Here is a 22,908-nt window from a genome sequence, read left to right as displayed (position 1 = left end):
TCAGTCCAGCTTCTCCGCGAGCAGGCCGTCGACGAATTCCTGCAGGCCCACGAGGCGGTCGCGCTTGAGGCGCTCCGCCGACTGGATCGCCTTGAGCTTCTCGAACGAGTCACCCAGATCCTCGTTGACGATCACGTAGTCGTACTCGACCCAGCGCTCCATCTCGACGCGCGCATTGGCGAGACGCTTGGCGATGACTTCGGGAGCATCCTCCGCGCGGCGCTCCAAGCGCGCCTTCAGCTCCTTGAAGCTCGGAGGCAGAATGAACACGGTCACTACGTCGTCGGGCAGCTTCTGCCGCACCTGACGGGTGCCCTGATAATCGATGTCGAAGACCATGTCCTGGCCCGAGGCCAGCGTCTTCTCGACGGGCTTGCGCGGCGTGCCGTAGAAATTGCCGTGCACTTCGGCCCATTCCAGGAGTTCGTCGCGATCACGCATCGCCTTGAACTCTTCCACGTCGATGAAGTGATAGTGCTTGCCCTCGATCTCGGACGGCCGCTTGGGGCGCGTGGTGACGGAGATGGAGAGCGCGCCGGCCCGCTCTTCCACGAGGCTGCGGGTGAGCGTGGTCTTTCCGGCGCCGGAGGGCGAGGACAGGATGAGGATGAGGCCGCGACGGCCGACCAGAGTTTTCGAATCTTGGCTCACCGCATCACTCCACATTCTGAACCTGCTCGCGGAATTGCTCGATAACGGCCTTCAATTCAAGGCCGATCCGCGAGAGAGCCACATCATTGGCCTTTGCGCACAGGGTATTGGCCTCGCGGCCGAATTCCTGCGCCAGGAAATCGAGGCGGCGTCCGACGCTGCCGCCTTCCTGCAGAAGACCGCGCGCGGCATCCACATGGGCACGCAGACGGTCGATCTCTTCACGGATGTCGGCGCGGGCTGCAATGAGCACGGCCTCCTGATGGAGACGGGCCGGATCGAGGGACGCCTTGCCCTCGAGAAGCTCTGCGATCTGCGCTTCGAGACGGGCGCGAATGGCTTCCGGCTGACGGGCGGGGCAGGCTTCGGCTTCGCTCACAAGCGCCGCAATCGTATCGAGCTGCTGGTTCAGGACGACGGAGAGTGCCTGGCCCTCTTTCACCCGCGTCGCCTTCAAAGCCTCGATCAGCTTGGCGATACCGGCCTTGAGCGCCGCGGCCAAGGTCTCGTCCTGGCCGGGATCGACCGCATCCTCGTCAAGCTCCACGACACCGCGAACGGAGAGAAGCCCGTCGAGGGAGGCGGGCTTCACGTTGTCCGGCAGGCTCAAGGTGCCGATAGCGGAGAGGAGCGATTGCAGCACGTCCTGATTGACGCGCAGCTTCGGTGTCGAGGAGGCCTTGGAAATCGAGAGGTTGAGCTGCCCCTGCCCTCGCGTGAGCGCCTTGAGGATATGGCCGCGCGCCTCTTCCCCGATAGCGTCGAGGCCGGACGGCGTTCTCACGCGCACCTCGAGTCCGCGTCCGTTGACGGTCTTGATCTCCCAAGCCCATTGATAGGCACCGGTCACACCGGCCTCGCGGGCAAAGCCGGTCATGCTTGCAATCGACATGCACTGAACCTCAGGCGTCATCTAAAAACAAAATCGGCGCGACCATAGCGCATCGTGCGGAAAAGTGGATCCGGTTTTCCGCAATAACGATGCGCTCGTTAAAAGAAGAGCATCGGCTTGATCCCAAAAGTGCATTCCACTTTTGGGTCCGATGCTAGAATGCGCGCCGATCTCGAAGTCGAATACAAGAACTCTGTCTCGAACGATCAAGGCTGCTTCAAATCCGGAACGTTCTTCGGATTGGTCAGATCGAACGTCTTGTTCTTGAGCGGGTCCTTCTCCGTGCCCTCGCTGGCATCGAAGCCACGGGGACGCCTTCCGGTGTTTGCGCCTGCGGTCCGCGCGCCGGCGGCCGGCAGGGCATTGGCCGTGCCGCGCAACTCGGACAGGCCATCGTCCACGGCACCGGAACGACCGGGCGTTGCAGGCTGGCCGGAAGCATCCGGATCGACGACGCGATCGACATTGTCGCCATCGGACGTCGCTTTCGTCTTCTCGATCTGGCGCCAGCGGGAAACGTTGCGCTGGTGCTGCTCGTAAGACTCCGCGAAGGCGTGGCCGCCCGAACCGTCGGCGACGAAGTAGAGATCCTTCGTGCGCGAGGGGTTGGCGACCGCTTCGAGCGCAGCACGTCCCGGATTAGCGATGGGGCCCGGCGGCAGGCCCTCGATCACATAAGTGTTGTAAGGCGTTGCGGTCTCGATCTCAGTGCGCAGGATTCCGCGCCCGAGCGTACCTTTGCCGCCGACCAGACCGTACACGATAGTCGGATCCGACTGGAGCTTCATGCGCTTCATCAAACGGTTGATGAACACGCCCGCCACGCGGGTGCGCTCGTCCGCGCGGCCCGTTTCCTTCTCCACGATGGAAGCGAGGATCAGAAGTTCCTGCGGCGACTTGATCGGCAGTTCCGACGAACGGCGCTGCCAGATCTGGTTGAGCGCCTGACGCTGGGCCGCCTGCATGGAATTGATGATCTGCTGGCGCGTAGTGCCGCGCTCGAACTTGTAGGTATCGGGGAGCAGGGTTCCCTCGCGCGGCGTCTCTGCGACGTCGCCGGAGAGAATCTCATTCTCGTAGAGGCGCGCGACGATCTGATCGCTCGTCAGTCCTTCGGGAACGGTGACGGAGTGAAGGATCGCCTTGCCTTGCACGAGGGTATCGATGGCTTCCTCGATGCTCGTGCCTGCCTTGAACTGGAACTCGCCCGCTTTCAGCTGACCGCGCTGGCGGTTGATGAGCGCATAGGTCTCGAACAGGAACGGCTGGTTGATGACGCCCTCGTCCTTGAGGATGCCTGCGATCTCACTCGTGCCGGTATTGCGTGGAATCAGCACGACCTTGTCGCTCTGCAGCGGGCCCTTGGCGGTGACTTCGTGCTCCAGCATCGTGAAGCCGAAGATCCCGGCGAGCGCCAAGGCCACGATCAGTGTCAGCGCACCGCTCATGACCGAGAGCATACCGCCGCGACGGCGGCGCAGGCGCGGCGGAGGCGGCGGAGCGAGCGAGGGCTTCAGCGCCTCGCTCGGCGAGCGGGGCGCAAGGCGCGGCTGCTCCTGGCCGTGGGCCTCGGCCTCGTGCTCAGAAATCAGGGTGTTTTTCTTTTTACGTCCAAACATCACGATGCTTTTCTGGTGCCGGCCGGGTCGTTCCCCGACTCTACCGACACCCTAACGGGGATTATGGCGAAAAGCCGTAACGGAGGTACGCTTATCCTCAGGCCACGCGGCGGAAGATCAGCGAGGCGTTGGTGCCGCCGAACCCGAAGGAGTTCGACAGGGCCACGTTGACTTCCTTGCGCTTGGCCACCTTCGGCACGAGGTCGATGGCGGTCTCGACCGACGGATTGTCGAGGTTGATCGTCGGCGGAATGATGCCGTCGCGCATGGCGAGCAGCGAGAAGATCGCCTCGACCGCACCGGCCGCGCCCAGCAGATGGCCGACGGCCGACTTGGTGGACGACATGGAGAGCTTGCCCGCCGAATTGCCGACGATGCGCTCGACGGCCTTCAGCTCCAGCTCGTCGCCGAGCGGAGTCGAGGTGCCGTGGGCATTGACGTAGTCGATCTCGGAAACCGGGATGCCCGCGCGCTTCAGGGCAGCGGCCATGCAGCGATAGGCGCCGTCGCCATCCTCGGAGGGCGAAGTGATGTGATAGGCATCGCCCGAGAGGCCATAGCCGATGACCTCGCCGTAGATCTTGGCGCCGCGCGCCTTGGCGTGCTCGTACTCTTCCAGCACGACGACGCCTGCGCCCTCGCCCATGACGAAACCGTCACGGTCCTTGTCGTAGGGACGCGAGGCCTTCTCGGGCGTGTCGTTGTAGCCGGTGGAGAGAGCGCGGCAGGCAGCGAAGCCTGCGATGGAGAGGCGATTGACCGGAGATTCCGTGCCGCCGGCCACCATGACGTCCGCATCGCCGAGAGCGATCAGGCGAGCTGCGTCGCCAATGGCGTGGGAACCGGTGGAGCAGGCCGTCACCACCGCGTGGTTCGGGCCCTTCAGGCCGTGCTCGATGGAAACATAGCCGCCCGCGAGGTTGATGAGGCGGCCGGGAATGAAGAAGGGCGAGATGCGGCGGGGGCCGCGCTCGATCAGGGTAGCAGAAGCTTCATAGATGCCGCCGATGCCGCCGATGCCGGAGCCGATGAGCACGCCTGTGGCGCATTGCTCTTCATAGGTCTTCGGGGCCCAGCCAGCATCGCGCAGGGCCTGGGTGGAAGCCGCCATGGCGTAGACGATGAAGGGATCGACCTTGCGCTGTTCCTTCGGCTCCATCCACTCGTCGGCGTTGAAGGTGCCGTTGGAGCCGTCGCCGGTGGGGATCTGGCAGGCGATCTGGCAGGCAAGATCGTCGACTTGGAAGTCGGTGATCTTCTTGGCGCCGCTCCGGCCCTCGATGAGGCGGGACCACGTGGCATCGACCCCGTTGCCCAGCGGCGTGACCATGCCAAGACCCGTAACAACAACCCGGCGCATAACGTTCTACCCTATCGTTGAATAAAAATCGGGCGTCAGGTGGCTCACCCGACGCCCGTCCAGCTCTTTAGGCTGCGTTCTTCTCGAGGAAGCGAACGGCGTCGCCAACCGTGACGATGGTCTCAGCGGCATCGTCCGGGATCTCGACGTTGAACTCTTCTTCGAAGGCCATCACCAGCTCGACGGTGTCGAGGCTGTCAGCGCCCAGGTCGTCGATGAAGTTGGCATTGTCGACAACCTTGTCGGCTTCGACGCCGAGGTGCTCGACAACAATCTTCTTCACGCGATCAGCGACGTCACTCATCGTTTTCTTCCTCAGTGGCTGCCGCCTCAGAATTGGGCGGATTAAAAATCGAAACTTAGATCACCTGCTCAGCTGACAACGCTGAAACGGCTACCTTGCGCCGTGCAAAGCCGCATTTTTAAGCGCCGGTCAACCCCTTTGGCGTGATCGGGCTCATGCTTAACACAAGCTTATCCTCTCTGGCGAGAGGCCAGCGGCACCTGCGAACAGATTCTGCAGGTACCGCTAAGTGCCTTTAGAACATAGCCATTCCGCCGTTCACGTGCAGGGTGTGCCCTGTCACGTAGCCGGCTTCGTTGGATGCGAGATAGACGACCGACGAGGCAATCTCATCGCCATGGCCGAGCCTTCCCATAGGGATGGTGCCAAGGATTCCCTCGCGCTGCTTGTCGTTGAGAACGTCCGTCATCGGGGATTCGATGAAGCCTGGAGCGACCAGGTTTACGGTGATGTTGCGGCTCGCGACCTCGGCGGCGAGCGCCTTGGTCATGCCGATGAGACCAGCCTTGGAGGCGGCATAGTTGCCCTGCCCAGGATTGCCGGTGGAGCCCACGACGGAGCCGATATTGACGATGCGGCCATAGCGGCGGCGCATCATGCCCTTCACGGCGGCGCGCGAGAGGCGGAAGGCGGCGGTGAGGTTGACGGCGATCACCGTATCCCACTCCTCGTCCTTCATGCGCATGAACAGGTTGTCCTTGGTCACGCCGGCGTTGTTCACGAGAATGTCGAGGCCGTCCATGGCGGTTTCGGCCGCGGGAACGAGGGCTTCGACGGAATCCTTGTCGCCGAGGTTAGCCTCGACCACGTGGACGCGCTCGCCGAGCGAGGAGGCCAGTTCGTCGAGGGCCGCGCGGCGGGTGCCCGACAGGGTTACGGTCGCGCCGCGAGCATGAAGAGCACGGGCGATGGATCCGCCGATGCCGCCGGTGGCACCGGTAATGAGAGCCTTGCGGCCAGTCAGATCGAACATGGAGGCTCTCCTCTTATCCTTGTAAGGCGGCTTTGAAGGCGGCGACGTCATCAGGCGTGCCGATGGCGCTGGAGGTCGCGCCCGCCGCGATGCGTTTCACGAGTCCTGTCAGCACCTTACCCGAGCCAACCTCATAAAACGATTCAACACCCTGCGCCGCCATAGTGGCCACGCATTCGCGCCAGCGGACGGTGCCGGTGACCTGGCGGACCAGGGCATCGCGGATCGCGTTCGGGTCGCTGATCGGGGCGGCCTCGACATTGGCGACCACTGGAACAACGGGAGCGTTCACGGTCACGCTGGCAAGGGCCTCGCGCATGGCGTCGGCGGCGGGCTGCATGAGGGAGCAATGGAAGGGGGCGGACACAGCCAGCATCACGGCGCGCTTAGCGCCCTTCTCCTGGGCGATGACCACGGCGCGCTCGACGGCGGCCTTGTGGCCGGAGACCACAACCTGGGCGCCGCCATTGTCATTGGCTGCATCGCAGACCTCGCCCTGGGCAGCGGCGCGGGCCACTTCGAGGGCAGCATCATATTCAAGGCCGAGAAGGGCCGCCATGGCGCCCTGCCCCACGGGCACGGCATTCTGCATGGCATTGCCGCGAATGCGCAGCAAGCGGGCCGTATCGGCAATCGAGAGGCTGCCGGCAGCAGCCAGCGCCGAGTATTCGCCGAGCGAATGGCCGGCGACGAAGGCGGCATGCTTCTTGAGATCGAGCCCGGCCTCGGCCTCCAGCACGCGCATGGCGGCGAGGCTGACGGCCATCAGGGCCGGCTGGGTATTGGCGGTGAGGGTCAGCTCCTCGGCGGGGCCATCCCACATGAGCGCGGAGAGCTTCTGGGAGAGAGCCTCGTCCACCTCGTCGAACACGGCCTTGGCCTGGGGGAAGGCATCGGCGAGGGCCTTGCCCATGCCCACCGCCTGGCTGCCCTGGCCCGGGAAAATGAATGCGCGCTTCATCGGAGCGGAACCTTTATTGCATCGAATTGGCGCGGGACTCGCACCCGTCAGGCCCAGAGTCAAGGAAAAGAGCGTATTTTCGGGGCTTATCCAAGCCCTAGATGGGCTGTCTCCGACCTTTAAGTCCCTGTCCGGGAACGCATCCTCTTGTTTTCTTGCTCTTGTTTTCTTGGGCCATCCGGTGTATCCGGTCGCCTTTCCTATCCTTACGAACCTGAAGAAGGAGCGCCTGCATGGCTCGCGTGACCGTCGAAGACTGCATCGACAAGGTCGATAACCGGTTTGAGCTCGTGCTGCTCGCCAGCCACCGCGCTCGCCTGATCTCCTCGGGCTCGCCGCTCACCATCGACCGCGACCGTGACAAGAACCCTGTCGTGGCGCTTCGCGAGATCGCGGACGAGACCATTGCTCCCGACGACCTGAAGGAGCAGCTCATCCACTCCATGCAGAAGTATGTCGAGGTGGACGAGCCGGAGGCCGAGGCCGTTCCGATGCTCGGCAACACCGCCGCCGCCTCGGGCAGCGACAACGACGCCGACGTACAGTTCGACCGCATGAGCGAGGACGACCTCCTCCGCGGCCTCGAGGGCCTCGTGCCCCCGAGCAGCAGCGCGGACGACGACGACCGCGAATAAGCGTTCGAAGCAACCGATTTTCTGAAAAGCCCGGCCTTACAGCCGGGCTTTTTCATGAACGCTTTAACCACTGCGTGGTTTTACTGCCTGCGGCAAGGTATTCAGCTTGCGGTCAGAAAACGTTGTACAATACTCTTTAAGCCCTTCTGTTTTCAGCCAGATAACCAAACGTTAAGGAGGTGGCGGCGGACATGATGCGCCAGTACGAACTCGTCGAGCGGGTCAAGCGCTACAACCCCTCGGCTGACGAGGCGCTTCTCAACCGTGCTTACGTGTATGCCATGATGGCTCATGGCAACCAGAAGCGCGCCTCCGGCGACCTGTTCTTCGGCCACCCGCTCGAAGTCGCGGCCATCCTCACGGACATGAAGCTCGACGAGGCGACCATCGCCGCAGCCGTTCTTCACGACACGGTGGAGGACACGGAAGCGACGCTGGAGGAAATCAACAAGACCTTCGGCCCCCAGATCGGCGCCCTCGTCGACGGCCTCACCAAGATCAAGCGCCTCGACCTGGTCTCCAAGCGCGCCGCGCAAGGCGAGAACTTCCGCAAGCTGCTGCTGGCCATCGCGGACGACGTGCGCGTGCTTCTGGTCAAGCTCGCCGACCGATTGCACAACATGCGCACCCTCGGCTTCATGCCGCCGGAGAAGCGCCAGCGCATCGCGCAGGAAACGCTCGAGATCTACGCACCGCTTGCCGGGCGCATGGGTATTCAGGAAATGCGCGAGGAACTGGAGGAACTCTCCTTCCAGAACCTCGATCCGGAAGCCTTCGAGGCCATCAACCGCCACCTGCATGAACTGACGGCGAAGAGCGAAAAGCTCGTCGAGGAAATCGAACGGACGCTCACCACCAAGCTCAAGGCCCAGGGCATCGACGCGGAAGTGTCAGGACGGCAGAAGCGCCCCTATTCCATCTGGCGCAAGATGGAGCGCAAATCCGTCTCCTTCGAGCAATTGTCGGACATCTTCGCCTTCCGCATCATCGTCCGCTCCGTCGATGAATGCTACCGCGCACTCGGCATCGTGCACACGAGCTGGCCGATGGTTCCGGGCCGCTACAAGGATTACATCTCGACGCCGAAGCAGAACGATTACCGCTCGATCCACACCACGGTGATCGGTCCAGGCAGCCAGCGCGTCGAGCTGCAGATCCGCACCGCCGATATGGAGGAAGTGGCGGAATACGGCATCGCCGCGCATGCGCTCTACAAGGAAGGCGTGAACGACAATTCGCGCCTCGCCACGGAAAGCCGCGCGTTTCAATGGCTGCGTCGCACCATCGACCTGCTGGCGGAGGGCGACAATCCGGAAGAGTTTCTGGAGCACACCAAGCTCGAACTTTTCCACGATCAGGTGTTCTGCTTCACGCCGAAGGGCCGCCTCATCGCACTGCCGCGCGGCGCGACACCTATCGACTTCGCCTATGCCGTGCACACGGATGTCGGCAACACGGCCGTCGGTTGCAAGATCAACGGCCGCATGTCGCCCCTACTCACCGAATTGCAGAACGGCGACGAGGTGGAGATCGTGCGCTCCGAAGGACAGACCCCGCCGGCAGCGTGGGAATCTCTCGTCGTGACCGGCAAGGCGCGCGCCTCGATCCGCCGCGCCACGCGTGCTGCCGTGCGGCGGCAATATACGGGCCTCGGTCATCAGATTCTGGAACGCGCCTTCGAACGCGCAGGCCGCGCCTTCTCTGACGAAAAGCTGAAAGGCGCCCTGCCCCGCCTTGCGCGCGTTTCCGTGGAAGACGTGCTGGCGGCAGTGGGCCGTGGCGAGATGTTCTCCGGCGACGTGGTGCGCGCGGTCTATCCCGATTACAAGGAAGAGCGCCGCACGGGGGCCGACGGCAGAGGCGCAGCCCAGCCGGACGGTGACGGGACAAGGCCGGACGGCGAACAGGCTGACGGCATTCCGATCCGCGGTCTCAACAAGGACATGCCGATCCGCTTCGCACCGGAAGGCGGCGCGGTGCCGGGCGATCGCATCGTCGGCATCCTGACGCCCGGCGAAGGCGTGACCATCTATCCGATCCAGTCATCGGCGCTCGCCGACTTCGACAACGAGCCCGACCGTTGGATCGACGTGCGCTGGGATCTCGAATTCGGTTCCACGCAGCGCTTCCCCGCGCGCATCAAGCTGCAATCGATCAACGAGCCGGGCTCGCTCGCGCAGATCGCGCAAGTGATCGCGGATCACGATGGCAACATCGACAGCGTCAACATGAAGCGCCGCACGCAGGACTTCACGGACGTGACCATCGACCTGACCGTGTGGGACCTGAAACACCTCAACGCCATCATCGCGGAGCTGCGCGCCAAGCGCGTAGTAAGCCGCGTCGACCGTATCACCGGATAAAGCATCATGTCCCGCAAGCCGCGCATCGCCGTCATCATGGACGAGAACACCAGCGTGGACGCAACGCGCTACGACATGACGAAGAATTACTTCGTCGCCATTCATAAGGCAGGCGCTCTGCCCTACGGCATTCCATATTTCATGGACATGGTCGAAACCGTCGTGAACGAGTTCGACGGCTTCGTGAATGTGGGCGGGCGCTTCGCCTTTCCCGATGAATGGTTCATCGACGGACAGGTCTCGAAAGCCCCGCAATCCGAGCGCCTCGCCGTGGAACTCGCGCTCATGCGCGGCTTCCTCGAGCGCGACAAGCCGGTGCTCGGCATCTGCAACGGCATGCAGGTTCTCGCAGCCCTCCATGGTTGCCGCCTCTCGCCCGACATCCGCGCAATGAGCCCGCACATCATGGAGCACGACAAGCGCGGCCATGAGCATTCCGTTGCCATCACGCAGAACACACTGCTCTCCCGTCTCGTCAATGAGCGCGAACTCACGGTGAATACCTTCCACCGCGAAGCCGTCGTCGAATTGTCCGACGGCGTCGTCGCCAGCGCCCGCGCGCAGGATGGCGTGATCGAAGCCATCGAAATCCCGTCTCGCCGCTTCGCGCTCGGCGTGCAATGGCACCAGGAGCTGTTCGCCAAACAGGACCACCCCGGCAACGCGATCTTCAGAGCGTTTGTGCAGGCAGCGGAACGAAGCTGACAACAGTGCCTATTTGATGCGGGCGTGCGGTTTGGCTCTTGCCTCTCGCCGTCCCTCCTGCCACACAGCCCTGACTAGGAGAGACAGCCATGACCCAGAACGAAGTTCTCGAAGAGTTCCGCTCCGCAGGCGCTTTGCTCGAAGGGCATTTCATTCTCTCGTCGGGACTTCACAGCCCGGTCTTCCTGCAGAAGATGTTCGTGTTCCAGGACCCGGCACGCACCGAGCGGGTCTGCAGGGCGCTCGCGGACAAGATCAAGCAGACCTTCGGGCCCGTCGATTACGTGGTCTCTCCGGCGGTCGGCGGCATCGTACCGGGCTATGAGACCGCCCGTCACCTGGGCGCCAAGGCAATCTTCGTGGAGCGCGAGAACGGCGTGTTCGCCCTACGGCGCGGCTTCGCCATTCCGGAAGGCGCGCGCGTCGTGATGGTGGAGGACATCGTCACAACGGGTCTCTCCTCCCGCGAGTGCCTGGCGGCTCTCAAGGAGCACCCAGGTAAGCTTCTGGGAGCGGCCTGCCTCATCGACCGCTCGGGCGGCAAGGCCGATCTCGGCGCTCCACTCGTGTCCCTGGTCCAACTCGACATTCCGGCCTACGAGCCGGACAAGTTGCCGCCCGAACTTGCCGCCCTCCCCGCCATCAAACCCGGCAGCCGCAATCTTAAATCGTAAAAATCTGTTTATTTCTAACCTTAAGGGTTGACTGCCCCCTTTCCGACAACTTGACTCTTTCCGTTTACACGCCATTAAGTATTTGAAGTTTCGTTTTTTACTCGTCTAAAGGGTTGATAGCAGCCTGTTGCTGGGCGCGTCCGTTTTTATTGCGCAAGTGTATTGTCCGCATAAACAATAGATGTCGCCGTGACACATAAGGTTGTTATGCCACCCAGGCAGACGCAAACAGAGAATACTTATGTCAGGCCAGCAGCGGATCGCGCTCTTCATTGACGGAGCGAACCTTTACGCTACGACAAAGACCCTTGGTTTTGATATCGACTACAAGCGGCTGCTGAAGGAATTTCAGGGACGCGGAACCCTGGTGCGCGCGTTCTACTACACGGCGCTCGTGGAAGATCAGGAATACTCTTCCATCCGCCCCTTGATCGACTGGCTCGATTACAATGGCTATCGCGTCGTCACGAAGCCGACGAAGGAGTTCGTGGATTCCGCCGGCCGCCGCAAGGTGAAGGGCAACATGGATATCGAGCTCGCCATCGATGCGCTCGAACTCGCCCCTTACATCGACCACATGGTTCTGTTCTCCGGCGACGGCGATTTCCGCTCGCTGGTCGAAGCCCTGCAGCGCCGTGGCGTTCGCGTGTCTGTGGTGTCCACCATTACCACCCAGCCGCCGATGGTGGCCGACGAGCTGCGCCGCCAGGCCGACGAGTTCCTCGACCTATCGCAGCTCGCTTCCCGCATTGGCCGTGACCCGTCGGACCGGCCGCAGCGCGCGCCGGGTGAGGGCAACGACCGCCCGGATCGTCCGCGCTCGCCGCAGCAACAGCAGCAGCCGCGCAACGGCGCCCTGGAGAGCCGCTACGGCATCCGGCAGCAGGGAGCAGACGACGAGTTTGACGTGTGAGATTTTCCGTATTGGAATGCAGCAATGGCCGGGCTCGTCCCGGCCATCGTCGTTTAAAGGCTGCCCGCTTCGACCTCGCATTCAAGGCCCAGCGCTCCGGCCGTGTTGCTCACGGTGGCAAGGCAAAGATGGGCCTGCTCTTCGGGAATGAACACCGCAAAGCGAGTCACGTAGAGCCCACCCTCCGCACCGGACAACTTTCGCGCTTCGAGACGCACGATATTGGCGCCGTACTGCTTGAACACCTCCGCCAGCCGCGCCACGAGGCCGAGCTGATCGCCGCCGCTGATGGTGATGCGATGGGTGATGCTGCCGGCGGGTCCAGGGCTTGGATCGAAGGCGTAAGGCACAGCCCGTACTTCCGCCCCCGCGAGTTCCGGAAGCACCCTGAGACCTGCTTCAACCTCGCGGGCTTCAAGACCTGAGGGCAGTTCGCAGATCGCCACGAACTCGGCTCCCGAACCAAGCGCGGCGAATGTCGTGTCCCTGAGATTCACGCCGATATCGAACAGGTGCGCCGCAATCGCGGAAACGAGCCCGACGCGGTCGGGACCAAGAACGGAAACGAGTGCCACGGACGCCATGCTGAACCCTCCCGGATGAGGGATCAGTTAGAGCGCAGGCGTCGCGTGTCAGCCCTTCTCGCGCATGAGGCGTGCCTTCTCGCGGTTCCAGGAGCGTTCCTTCTCCGTCTCGCGCTTGTCGTGGAGCTTCTTGCCTCGGCCTAACCCAAGTTCCACCTTCGCCATTCCGCGCTCATTGAAATAGATCTTGAGCGGGATCACGGTGAAGCCCTCGCGCTGCGTCGCGCCGAGAAGCTTGTTGATCTGGTTCCGGTGCAGAAGCAGGCGGCGCGGGCGCTTCGTCTCGTGGTTGAAGCGGTTCGCCTGCAGGTATTCCGGAATATAGGCGTTGAAGAGGAAGAACTCTTCCCCCGACGGCCCGGCATAAGCCTCGCCGATGGTGGCCTTGCCGGTGCGCAGGGATTTGACCTCCGTGCCGGTGAGCGCGATGCCGGCCTCGTAAGTATCGACGATTTCGTAGTTGAAGCGCGCCTTCCGGTTGTCGGCGACAACACGGGGGCCGCTTTTCGGATCTTTTGCCATTTTGTCTTTAAGCGTTGATCAGGCCCGCATGGACCATGGCCGAACGCACTGCTTTCTTAGTGTCCTCGGAAACCGGGATCATCGGCAGACGCACGTCGTCGCGCATCAGGCCGAGAACGGACGCGGCGTACTTCACCGGCGACGGGTTGGTCTCGAGGAACAGGTTGGTGTGAAGCGGCATGAGGCGGTCCTGCACCTTCAGGGCGCTTGCGTAATCGCCCTTCAGGCAGGCTTCCTGCATCTCGGCGCACAGGCGCGGAGCCACGTTGGATGTCACGGAAATGCAGCCATGGCCACCATGGGCCATGAAGCCGAGGGCCGTCGCATCCTCGCCCGAGAGCTGGATGAAATCGGGGCCCATGGCCTGGCGCTGCAGGCTAGTGCGGGCGAGGTTCGCTGTCGCGTCCTTCACGCCCGCGATGTTCTTGAGCTCGTAGAGACGCGCCATCGTCTCCACCGACATGTCGATCACCGAGCGGCCGGGGATGTTGTAGATGAAGATCGGAATGCCGATGGCGTCGTTGATCGCCTTGAAGTGCTGGTACAGCCCTTCCTGCGTCGGCTTGTTGTAATAGGGCGTGACGATGAGCACCGCGTCGGCGCCGCACTTCTCCGCGTGCTTGGAGAAGCCGATGGCCTCCTCCGTGCTGTTGGAGCCGGCGCCAGCGATCACCGGCACCCTGCCCTTCACCTCGTCGACGCAGATCTCGATGACCCGATCATGCTCCTTGTGGCTGAGCGTCGGGCTCTCGCCGGTGGTACCGACCGGAACCACGCCATGGGTGCCCTGCTCGATCTGCCAGTTGATGAAGGCCCGGAAGGCAGCCTCGTCCACGGCGCCATCCTTGAAAGGGGTCACCAGAGCCGTGATGGAGCCTGAAAAGCGGGTCATGATAATCCTCTAATTAAGAAGCGGCAGATCTGAGAGAGGCCAAGGGCTTAACACATAAGGGGTGCGTCGCATCGGCGCAAACGGTCCTTTGGGAGGTTGTCCTAGCGCGGCACTTGGTGTTTCCTCAAGAGATAACGTCGCCATAAAACGAGGCGGCGACCAAAGAGGGGGTAGCGGGTGAGCCTCACAATGCGTCCTTCGATCCGATTGCTGGCAGCAATGGCCTTCGTCCAGCTCTCTACCCTTGCCGCTCACGCCACCGAGCCTCCCATTGCTCCCTCCCCGCAGCCGACGAACTTGGAGAGCTTCACTCCACCCGCCAAGGCCATGGGAGACCTGGAACAGCTGCCCCTGATCTTCAAGGCCTATCGCGACAACGATCTGACCGAAGCCGCCGTCCTGAAATCGAAACTCTCGGACCCTGCCGCCCAGGCGCTCGCGGAATGGTTCGTCATCCGCAGCGGAATCAGCATCGGCTATGAGCGGATCATGGCCTTCCGAAAGGATTTCTCGGACTGGCCCCTGACCACGCAGCTCCGCCGGCGGATGGAGAATACCTTCCTCGCAGAGCCCCGTTCGACCGCGCAGATCCGCACCTTTTTCGACAAGCAGGCTCCCGTCACCGCGACCGGGCGGATCGCGTTCGGCCTCGCGCTCAAGAATGACGGCCTCGACAAGGAGGCGACGGACCTGATCCGCTACGCCTGGCGGGAGGACACTTTCGGCAACGACACCGAGAGCCGCATTCTCACCCGCCTCCCGAACCTGCTGACGACGGCCGACCACCGCTTCCGCATGGAGCGTCATCTCCTGAAGGAGAACTGGGGCGCGGCCACCCGCGCCGCAGGCTATGCCGGCAAGGATTACGCCACCTTGGTCAAGGCGCGCATGGCCATATTCCAAGGCAAGAAGAAAGCCGAGCAGGCTTTCGCGGCGGTGCCCGCCTCATTGAGGAGCGACCCGTCCTACCTGTTCTCCCGCGCCCTGTTCCAGCGCCGCAGCAACAATCTGGTCGAGGCTGCCAAGATCATCATGCAGGCTCCCCGGGATCACGAGCAGCGGGTCGACGGGGATGAGTGGTGGGCCGAGCAGCGCAGGATCGCGCGGGAGCTTCTCGACAAGAACGACGCTAAGACCGCCTACGAGGTGGCAAGCCACCACGCCGCGGAATCCCCGGCCCAGCAGATCGAGGCGGAATTCCATGCGGGATGGATCGCGCTTCGGTTCCTGAACGACCCCGCGACGGCGGCAAAGCATTTCGCAACGGTGGCCCAGACCGCCTCCACGCCGATCTCGCTTGCGCGCATCGCCTATTGGCAGGCCCGGGCTGCCGATGCAGCAGGATCTGCTGCGGATGCAAAGCTGTTCTATGCTCGCGCCGCCGGCCATCCGACGACCTATTACGGGCAGCTGGCCCGCGAGAAGCTGGGCGAAGGCGTTTCCTTACGCTCCGTGGAGCCACTGAAGGCCGAAGAGCGCAAGGCTTTCGAAGCTCTGATTCCGGTTCGGGCCCTCAACCTGCTGCAGCAATCCGGCGAAACGGAGCTGGCGATCGGCCTCTATAGCGATCTCGCCCAGACCCTCAACGATCCGGGACAGCTCGATGCCCTGGCGGCGCTTGCCACCTCGCAGCAGAATCCGCGCGCTGTGCTGGCCATCGGTAAGATCTCCTTGCAGCGGGGCTTCCCGCTCGATCAGCACGCCTATCCGCTCGCCGCGATTCCGGATTTCGAGCCGGTCGGCGACGAGGTTGAGCCTGCGATGGTCTATGCCATCGCGCGCCAGGAAAGCGCCTTCAATCCCAAGGCCATTTCGAGCGCGGGCGCACGCGGCCTCATGCAGCTCATGCCCGCCACCGCCAAGCGCACGGCGCAGCGCTTCGGCGTCGGCTTCGATCTTCAGCGGCTAGTCGAGGACCCTTCCTACAACGCGAAGATCGGCTCTGCTCATCTGGGTGAGCTGATGGAGGATTGGAAAGGCTCCTATATCCTGGCCTTCGCCTCCTACAATGCAGGCGGCGGCAACGTGAAGAAGTGGATCAATGCCTATGGCGATCCGCGCAAGCCCGATGTGGACCTGATCGATTGGGTCGAGCGGATCCCGTTCTACGAGACGCGCAACTACGTGCAGCGGGTGATGGAGAACCTGCACGTCTACCGGGCGCGGCTGAAGGAAAAGCCGGCACCAACACCCGCCCCTGCCGAAACAGCCGTCGCACCTTCAGCCGAAACGGCGGATGCGACAAAGACCGCGTATTGAGGCAGGATGCGGCTCATCTGAATTCCACTCGCGTCCGGTTTCACATGAGCTATTCCTATCGGGATCTTTTCGTTTCGGCCTCTGACGGCCTTCGCCTCTATGCGCGCGATTACGGCCCTTTGGATGGTGGCGCGCTGCCTGTCGTGTGCCTGCCAGGCCTTGCACGGAACTCCGAGGACTTTCACACCCTCGCCGAGGCCCTCAGCACGGATGCGGCACGCCAGCGCCGCGTGCTGGCGCTCGATTATCGCGGACGCGGCCGCTCGGATTGGGATCCGGATTGGAAGCATTACGACATCGGCACCGAGCTGAATGATGTGCTTCAGATTCTAGGCGTTGTGGGAATTGAGAGCGCCGTGTTCGTCGGCACATCGCGTGGTGGGCTCATCACCATGGCGCTGAACGCCACGAGGCCGACCCTTGTGGCGGGCGCTGTTCTCAACGATGTCGGACCGGTCATCGAAACCAAAGGGCTGATCCGCATCCGCAATTATGTGGGAAAGTTGCCGACGCCGAGAACGATGCAGGAAGGTGCACGGATCCTGAAGGAACTATCCGGCGATCAATTCCCCGCTTTCGGGCTTGAGCAATGGGAGAGCATGGCGCGAGGCACATGGCATGAGAGGGATTCCAGCCTCACCCTCAGCTATGACCCCAATCTGATGAATCCCTTGCAGGCGCTCGATCTCGAGGCGCCGATGCCCGATCTCTGGCCTCTGTTCGAGGGCTTGCGGCCCATCCCCGTGCTGGTCATCCGCGGCGAGAACTCAGATCTTCTCTCGGCACAAACTCTTGATGAAATGGGCAAGCGTCATCCGAATCTGACGGCCCACATCGTCTCAGGGCAAGCCCATGCCCCTTTGCTGGAGGGCCCGGTCATTCAGTCGATCAAGGATTTAATCGCGAGAGCTGAAAGCTCAGCCTGATTTCCAACTTGTAGAGCGGCGCATCGCTGGTCCGAGCCGGAGCAGCAACATCCGCCTGGCATCGCGGCTTGATCCATTGCTGGCACAAAAGAAAACCCCGGTGTTTCCACCGGGGTTTCCTTTAACCAATCGGGATGAACCGATTAGAAGTCGCGCTGAACGCGGAGACGGCCTTCCCAGCTGTCGCTGTTGCCAGCAACGCCGCTAACGTCGGTGTTAGCGTAGAGGACCTCAGCACCGAAGGTGAGGTTGGAAACCGGCGTCCAGAGGACGTTGGTACCAACGCGCCACTCGCGGGAGTCAGCGAGGTTGAAGGCATCGCTATACTCGATGCGGCCGTACGAACCGAACAGGTTCGAACGAACTTCCGGGGTCCAGAAGTGACGCAGACCACCGGAGACCGACCATGCGCGAGCATTGTCGATGTCAGCGTTCGTGCCGTCGATGTCGTAGGTAGCTTCAACAGCCGAGGAGAAGCCAGCGTAAGCCGGAGCGCCATCGGTGTAGGTGCCGGTGATCCAGAAGGCATCGCCAGCGCCGAGCATCGGCAGGTTGAAGTTAGCCTGAGCCGAAACGGCGAAGCCGTAATCGGTGTCAGCTTCGAACACGACGCCAGGAACGGTCGTCACAGCGAAGGGCAGGCCGCGCAGCTGGTGCACAGCACCGGAGAGCTGCACCGAGCCCCAGGTGCCCGTGTACTTCACGTTAGCGACAACGTCCGGAACGCGCTGGCCAGCGAGCTGCGTGCCGACAGCGAGGCCGGAGCGGCTAGCATAGCGGCCTTCTTCGAGCGACAGCGAGGCCGAGAAGCCGTTGCCGAACGAGAAGGTGTAGGCGAGCAGGTTGACGTTCGGCTGGTCCGACCAACGAACCGTACCGAAGTACTGGCCGTCGATGTCGCCGTTGTCGAAGAACGTCATCGCGCGACCGGCGGTCAGGCCACCGAACTGGATGAAGGCCTGGTCGACGTTCGGGGTCGTGGTGACGGTGCCCGGGACGCTGTTGTAAACGCCGGTGTCGCGGGTCATCTCGAAGCGGACGAACGTACGCAGCAGGCCGTAAGCCGTAGCGGTACGCGAGTCGAGCTGGATGCGGCCACGAGCGCGGAAGCCGATCGTGTCGTTGAAGCGGGTTTCCGGCTCAGCGTAGCGATATTCAGCGCGGACGCGGCCAGCGACGCGGAGGCAGGTGTCCGTGCCGGGGATGTAGAAGAAGCCTGCACCGTAGGTGGAGCAGACGCGAACGTACTCAACAGCAGCGGCCTTCTTTGCGGGAAGATCAGCAGCCTGAGCGCCGGCAACGGCAGCGAGACCCGCAACCGAACCGAGAAGAAGGCTCTTAACGAGCTTCATGGTTAAACCTCCAAAGTTTTCGAGACCCTTGGGGGGTCGGGCTTGTTGTGCTTTGAGGCCGAACCTCAAACACACCCTTTTCCCCTAGTGATCTGATGACCCGCCGGTTGGCTGGGACCCATCAAATGACGACTGGGGTGCCCCCGTCGCTGGTGTCACATTAGCCAGAGCGAGACCGCAAGCAACCGAATGAAGGCACAAACTGGGCAACCCGGGGGGCTTTTCATGGGCATGTTGCACAAACGCAACGTTTTTACCCTCGCCCGTTTACTTTTCGTCAAACTTTGGAGCCGGTTCTTAACAAACCCTTAATACGCAAGGACTTCCGCCCTGAAGCCACGGGCCCGAAAACTAGCTTCGAGGGTCTTATTCGAGGAATCACGAACGGGTGAGGCTGTGAATAACTCCCTCCACAATTTGGGCAACGACGTGCACCGCCTGCCACAAAAAAGGAGGCCGGGAGCGGTCCCGGCCTCCTTGGAATCATGTCAGCGTGTCGATTTCAGGCCACTTTCGGCTTCAGAACGCCGCGCCGAATCTGATCCTCCTCAATGGATTCGAAGAGCGCCTTGAAATTGCCCTCGCCGAATCCGTCATCGCCCTTCCTCTGAATGAACTCGAAGAAGATCGGGCCGATGGCGGTCTTGCCGAAGCGCTGGAGCAGCACTTTCGTGAAGCCGCCTTCCACGACGCCCTCTCCATCGATGAGGATGCCGTTCTTCTGCAAGCGTTCAAGGGGCTCCTCATGGCTCGGCAGGCGCTTATCGATTCGTGAGTAATAGATTTCATTCGGCGCGGGCATGAACTCGTGCCCCTTGGCGAGCAACGCCTCGATGGATTCGTAGAGATCGAGCGAGCCCAGGGCCACGTGCTGGATGCCTTCGCCTTTATACTCCTGCAGATACTCCTCGATCTGCCCGGTCTCGCCCGCATCCTCGTTGATCGGAATGCGAATCTTGCCGTCTGGGCTCGTCATGGCGCGGGAATGCAGGCCCGTCAGCTTGCCCTCGATGTCGAAGTAGCGAATCTGGCGGAAGTTGAAGAGGCGCTCGTAGAAGCCCGCCCACTCGTTCAGGCGTCCGCGATAGACGTTATGAGTGAGGTGGTCGATGTAATAGAGGCCGACGCCGTGCGGTTTCGGATCTTTCTCACCGAGCCATTCGAAGTCGACGTCGTAGATCGAGCCCTTCGCGCCGTAGCGGTCCACGAAATAGATGTGCAGGCCGCCGATGCCCTCGATGGCCGGGATTTCGAGCTCGTTTGGCCCGACCTGCGTCTGCACCGGCTTGGCGCCCATGGAGAGCGCACGCTCATAAGCATATTTCGCATCGACCACGCGGAACGCCATGGCCGGAGCGGACGGGCCGTGCTGACTGGCGAAGCGCTCGGCGAAGGAGCCGGGCTGCGCATTGACGATGAAGTTGATGTCGCCCTGCCGGTAGAGCAACACGTTCTTCGAGCGGTGCTTCGCGACGACGGAGAAGCCCATGATCTTGAACAGGCGATCGAGCTCCTGCGGATCGGGATGGCAGAACTCCACGAACTCGAAGCCGTCGGTCCCCATCGGGTTGTCTTCGCTGATGGCCGGCGGCGGTGCGTCGTGCGGGAACGGTCCCATGGCTTTCCTCCTGTTATGAATGCAGGCTCCTCAAGAAGCCTGCGGATTTTCAAACCGCGTCGGGCTGGCGTTCCGGCGCGGCATCCTGAAAGGCGCTAAGTTCGGCGCAGGCGGCATCCACCGCGACGATCTTCGGATAATTAGAAAGCGAAATGTCGAAGCGCCGCGCATTGAAGACCTGCGGCACGAGATAAATGTCGGCGAGGCTCACGCGCTGGCCGAAGCAATAGGGACCTGGCTCGATCAGGGCCTCGATGGCATCGAAGCCTTCTCGCACCCAATGGGCATACCAAGCGTCGGCGCTCGTCTGGTCGTGACCGAGCTTCTTCTTGAGATAATTGAGCGGCCCGAGATTGTTCAAAGGGTGAATGTCGCACCCGATGATGGAGGCGACGGCGCGCACCTTCGCGCGATTGACGGCACCCACGGGAAGCAGCGGCGGTTCCGGATAAGCCTCGTCGAGATATTCGAGGATGGCGGGAGACTGGGTGAGGACCGTGCCGCCGATATCGAGGGCCGGCAGGCGCTTTTGAGGATTGACGGCTCCGTAGGCCTCTTCCCGCTGCTCTCCTTTCAGGAGGTTCACCGGCACCGATTCATAAGGAACGCCCTTCAGATTGAGCGCGATCCGAACCCGGTAGGCCGCCGATGAGCGGAAATAGGTGTAGAGCTTCACCCTTCAGCCTCCCCTTCGGGCGCGAGCAGCCTCGCATGGCCACTCAGGCGATCGATGAGGGAGGCGAGGACCTTCTGCTCCTCCTCCGTAAGCACGGAGACGAACCTTTCCTCGAAGGCGAGAGCCTCGGGCGCCAGGGCCTCATAGATCTCCCGCCCCTCCTCCGTCAGTTCCAGCAATTCCTCGCGCCGGTCGTCTTGGTTGGGCTTGCGGGCGATCAGGCCGCGCTGTTCGAGGGCGGCAACCGCCCGAGAAACCGTGGATTTATGCATCACCCCATGGGCCGCGATGTCCCGGGCCGTGCGGTACTCGTACTGGCCAAGCGTCGCCACAACCCGCCAGGCTGGGATCGAGAGCCCGAACCGCTCGGCATAGATCTGCGCCAGCGCATTCGAGGTCAGGCTCGCCAGGACGTTGAGCCGGTAAGGCAGAAAGCTCTCCAGGATCACCTTGAGGCGGGAGTCTTCCTGTTTCTTTGCTGCGGAGTGCTGGGCCATGGTTGACAAATTCGTTGCGCATGCAACTAATAAGATAAATTCGTTGCACAAGCAACTAGATTTGCGGGCCGCTCGGTCAATATCCAACCTGACCGCAATCGGCTCCTTATTCTGGGAGAGCGCCTATGAACGTTCAGAACGTCTCCGGCTTCCAATCCGAACAGCCACGTAAAAGCGCCATCCTGCCCGGCTACATGTCCGGCTTCGGCAATTCGTTCGAAACCGAAGCTCTGGAGGGTGCCCTGCCCATCGGGCGCAACTCGCCCCAGAAGATCAATTACGGCCTTTATGCCGAGCAGCTCTCCGGCTCGCCTTTCACGGCCCCGCAGGCGACGAACCAGCGCTCCTGGCTCTATCGCATTCGTCCTAGCGTGAAGCATTCGGGCCGTTACGTGAAAGTGGACAAGGGCCTGATGCGCACCGCGCCTGCTGCACGGGAGGAAAGCGACCTGCCCCTCGGCCAGCTGCGGTGGGACCCGACACCGATTCCGGATGAGGCGCTCACCTTCGTGACGGGCCTGCAAACCATTACCACGGCGGGCGACTCCGACACGCAGGTGGGCATGGCCGCTCACATACTTTTCGTCACGCGCTCCATGGACAACGAGTATTTCTTCAACGCCGACGGCGAATATCTCGTCGTGGCGCAAGAGGGCAATTTACGCTTCCGCACCGAGTTCGGCGTGATTGACATCGAGCCCGGCGAAATCTGCATCATCCCGCGCGGCGTGATCTTCAAGGTCGAACTGCTCAACGGCTCCGCGCGTGCTTACGTGTGCGAAAATTACGGCGGCGCCTTCACCCTCCCCGATCGCGGCCCCATCGGCGCGAACTGCCTTGCCAATCCGCGCGACTTCCTCACACCCGTTGCTGCCTACGAGGACAAGGAAGCTCTTTCCTTCCTCTTTGTGAAATGGGGCGGAGAGCTCTATCGCACCGAGATCGAGCAATCGCCCCTCGACGTGGTGGCGTGGCACGGCAATTACGCGCCCTACAAATACGACCTGCGTCATTTCTCGCCGGTTGGCGCGATCATGTTCGATCATCCCGATCCGTCGATCTTCACGGTGCTCACCGCGCCCTCGGAGACGCCCGGCACCGCGAATGTGGATTTCGTGATCTTCCCCGAACGCTGGTCAGTGGCGGAAAACACGTTCCGCCCGCCCTGGTATCACCGCAACCTGATGTCGGAATTCATGGGCCTCGTCTACGGCGTCTACGATGCCAAGCCCGAAGGCTTCGTGCCAGGCGGTTTCTCGCTGCACAACCAGATGCTGCCGCATGGACCAGACACAACGGCGTTCGAGCATGCAAGCAACGTGGAGCTGAAGCCCGTGAAACTTACAGGCACCATGGCCTTCATGTTCGAAACGCGCTTCCCTCAGCGCGTGACGAAATACGCCGCGGAACTCTCGACTCTTCAGGCGAACTACATCGATTGCTGGAAAGAGCTGAAGAAGCACTTCGATCCGAACCAGCGCGAGCCGAAGTGAGAGAACCTTTCCACATGCAAAAGCAAAAGGCCGGCACAA

At 62.3% G+C, this 22,908-nt stretch carries 22 protein-coding genes; 8 read left to right on the top strand and 14 right to left on the bottom strand.

The annotated features are described in order from the left end of the window. From gmk to fabD, 7 genes are all read right to left on the bottom strand, one after another. Positions 1-666 (bottom strand): guanylate kinase, encoded by a 666-nt coding sequence (gene gmk / locus MHY87_RS17480; RefSeq protein ID WP_239353857.1) that lies wholly within the window; start codon positions 664-666, stop codon positions 1-3. Continuing rightward, positions 656-1,543, bottom strand: coding sequence for a YicC/YloC family endoribonuclease (locus MHY87_RS17475; protein WP_239353856.1), 888 nt, complete (start codon positions 1,541-1,543; stop codon positions 656-658). Before MHY87_RS17475 ends, gmk begins: the two co-directional genes overlap by 11 nt. 206 nt (positions 1,544-1,749) lie before the next feature. Continuing rightward, positions 1,750-3,162 (bottom strand): endolytic transglycosylase MltG, encoded by a 1,413-nt coding sequence (mltG, locus tag MHY87_RS17470; RefSeq protein ID WP_239353855.1) that lies wholly within the window; start codon positions 3,160-3,162, stop codon positions 1,750-1,752. Between the two features lie 97 nt (positions 3,163-3,259). Further along, on the bottom strand, positions 3,260-4,522 hold the full coding sequence (gene fabF / locus MHY87_RS17465) for a beta-ketoacyl-ACP synthase II (RefSeq protein ID WP_239353854.1): 1,263 nt from the start codon (positions 4,520-4,522) through the stop codon (positions 3,260-3,262). A gap of 67 nt (positions 4,523-4,589) precedes the next feature. Then, on the bottom strand, positions 4,590-4,826 hold the full coding sequence (locus MHY87_RS17460; RefSeq protein ID WP_239353853.1) for an acyl carrier protein: 237 nt from the start codon (positions 4,824-4,826) through the stop codon (positions 4,590-4,592). Between the two features lie 235 nt (positions 4,827-5,061). After that, positions 5,062-5,799 (bottom strand): 3-oxoacyl-[acyl-carrier-protein] reductase, encoded by a 738-nt coding sequence (gene fabG / locus MHY87_RS17455; protein WP_239353852.1) that lies wholly within the window; start codon positions 5,797-5,799, stop codon positions 5,062-5,064. 13 nt (positions 5,800-5,812) lie between these two features. Continuing rightward, positions 5,813-6,760 (bottom strand): ACP S-malonyltransferase, encoded by a 948-nt coding sequence (fabD, locus tag MHY87_RS17450; protein ID WP_239353851.1) that lies wholly within the window; start codon positions 6,758-6,760, stop codon positions 5,813-5,815. Positions 6,761-6,993: 233 nt separating this feature from the next. On the opposite strand from fabD, the gene rpoZ reads away from it, so the two are divergent. From rpoZ to MHY87_RS17425, 5 genes are all read left to right on the top strand, one after another. Beyond that, positions 6,994-7,395, top strand: a complete 402-nt coding sequence (gene rpoZ / locus MHY87_RS17445; RefSeq protein WP_239353850.1) for a DNA-directed RNA polymerase subunit omega — start codon at positions 6,994-6,996, stop codon at positions 7,393-7,395. A 191-nt stretch (positions 7,396-7,586) separates the two neighbouring features. Further along, positions 7,587-9,758 (top strand): bifunctional (p)ppGpp synthetase/guanosine-3',5'-bis(diphosphate) 3'-pyrophosphohydrolase, encoded by a 2,172-nt coding sequence (locus MHY87_RS17440; protein WP_239353849.1) that lies wholly within the window; start codon positions 7,587-7,589, stop codon positions 9,756-9,758. A 6-nt stretch (positions 9,759-9,764) separates the two neighbouring features. Beyond that, positions 9,765-10,463, top strand: a complete 699-nt coding sequence (locus MHY87_RS17435; protein WP_239353848.1) for a gamma-glutamyl-gamma-aminobutyrate hydrolase family protein — start codon at positions 9,765-9,767, stop codon at positions 10,461-10,463. Between the two features lie 89 nt (positions 10,464-10,552). After that, positions 10,553-11,137, top strand: coding sequence for an orotate phosphoribosyltransferase (pyrE, locus tag MHY87_RS17430; protein ID WP_239353847.1), 585 nt, complete (start codon positions 10,553-10,555; stop codon positions 11,135-11,137). A 241-nt stretch (positions 11,138-11,378) separates the two neighbouring features. Further along, positions 11,379-12,050 carry an NYN domain-containing protein gene (locus tag MHY87_RS17425; protein WP_239353846.1) on the top strand — a complete coding sequence of 224 codons (672 nt, stop codon included), beginning with the start codon at positions 11,379-11,381 and terminating at the stop codon, positions 12,048-12,050. Between the two features lie 53 nt (positions 12,051-12,103). Here the strand turns inward: MHY87_RS17425 and MHY87_RS17420 are convergent, their stop codons facing one another. Genes MHY87_RS17420 through dapA form a run of 3 tightly spaced genes read right to left on the bottom strand, consistent with a single transcriptional unit; the run spans position 12,104 to position 14,048 of the window. Next, positions 12,104-12,634 carry a glycine cleavage system protein R gene (locus tag MHY87_RS17420; RefSeq protein ID WP_239353845.1) on the bottom strand — a complete coding sequence of 177 codons (531 nt, stop codon included), beginning with the start codon at positions 12,632-12,634 and terminating at the stop codon, positions 12,104-12,106. A gap of 48 nt (positions 12,635-12,682) precedes the next feature. Then, the gene (smpB, locus tag MHY87_RS17415; RefSeq protein WP_239353844.1) at positions 12,683-13,156 is read right to left on the bottom strand and encodes an SsrA-binding protein SmpB; all 474 of its coding nucleotides are present in this window, start codon (positions 13,154-13,156) and stop codon (positions 12,683-12,685) included. A gap of 7 nt (positions 13,157-13,163) precedes the next feature. Continuing rightward, the gene (gene dapA, locus MHY87_RS17410; protein ID WP_239353843.1) at positions 13,164-14,048 is read right to left on the bottom strand and encodes a 4-hydroxy-tetrahydrodipicolinate synthase; all 885 of its coding nucleotides are present in this window, start codon (positions 14,046-14,048) and stop codon (positions 13,164-13,166) included. Positions 14,049-14,237: 189 nt separating this feature from the next. Between dapA and MHY87_RS17405 the strand changes: the two genes are divergently transcribed. Both MHY87_RS17405 and MHY87_RS17400 read left to right on the top strand, forming a co-directional pair. After that, the gene (locus MHY87_RS17405; protein ID WP_239353842.1) at positions 14,238-16,307 is read left to right on the top strand and encodes a lytic transglycosylase domain-containing protein; all 2,070 of its coding nucleotides are present in this window, start codon (positions 14,238-14,240) and stop codon (positions 16,305-16,307) included. Between the two features lie 44 nt (positions 16,308-16,351). Continuing rightward, entirely contained in the window at positions 16,352-17,233 is an 882-nt protein-coding gene (locus tag MHY87_RS17400; protein ID WP_239353841.1) for an alpha/beta fold hydrolase, read from the top strand. 143 nt (positions 17,234-17,376) lie between these two features. Here the strand turns inward: MHY87_RS17400 and MHY87_RS17395 are convergent, their stop codons facing one another. The 4 genes from MHY87_RS17395 to MHY87_RS17380 all read right to left on the bottom strand — a co-directional run bounded on the left by MHY87_RS17395 (position 17,377) and on the right by MHY87_RS17380 (position 21,376). After that, positions 17,377-18,585 carry a porin gene (locus MHY87_RS17395; RefSeq protein ID WP_239353840.1) on the bottom strand — a complete coding sequence of 403 codons (1,209 nt, stop codon included), beginning with the start codon at positions 18,583-18,585 and terminating at the stop codon, positions 17,377-17,379. Between the two features lie 502 nt (positions 18,586-19,087). Continuing rightward, entirely contained in the window at positions 19,088-20,203 is a 1,116-nt protein-coding gene (gene hppD / locus MHY87_RS17390; protein ID WP_239353839.1) for a 4-hydroxyphenylpyruvate dioxygenase, read from the bottom strand. A gap of 49 nt (positions 20,204-20,252) precedes the next feature. Then, positions 20,253-20,879, bottom strand: a complete 627-nt coding sequence (gene maiA / locus MHY87_RS17385; RefSeq protein ID WP_239353838.1) for a maleylacetoacetate isomerase — start codon at positions 20,877-20,879, stop codon at positions 20,253-20,255. Further along, positions 20,876-21,376, bottom strand: a complete 501-nt coding sequence (locus MHY87_RS17380; RefSeq protein WP_239353837.1) for a MarR family winged helix-turn-helix transcriptional regulator — start codon at positions 21,374-21,376, stop codon at positions 20,876-20,878. Before MHY87_RS17380 ends, maiA begins: the two co-directional genes overlap by 4 nt. A 125-nt stretch (positions 21,377-21,501) precedes the next feature. On the opposite strand from MHY87_RS17380, the gene hmgA reads away from it, so the two are divergent. Beyond that, positions 21,502-22,869 carry a homogentisate 1,2-dioxygenase gene (gene hmgA / locus MHY87_RS17375; protein ID WP_239353836.1) on the top strand — a complete coding sequence of 456 codons (1,368 nt, stop codon included), beginning with the start codon at positions 21,502-21,504 and terminating at the stop codon, positions 22,867-22,869. The last annotated feature ends 39 nt before the right edge of the window (positions 22,870-22,908 follow it).

It is taken from the genome of Microvirga sp. ACRRW (genome assembly GCF_022346925.1).
Classification (GTDB): Bacteria; Pseudomonadota; Alphaproteobacteria; order Rhizobiales; family Beijerinckiaceae; genus Microvirga.
This window is presented reverse-complemented; position numbering and strand designations above follow the sequence as displayed.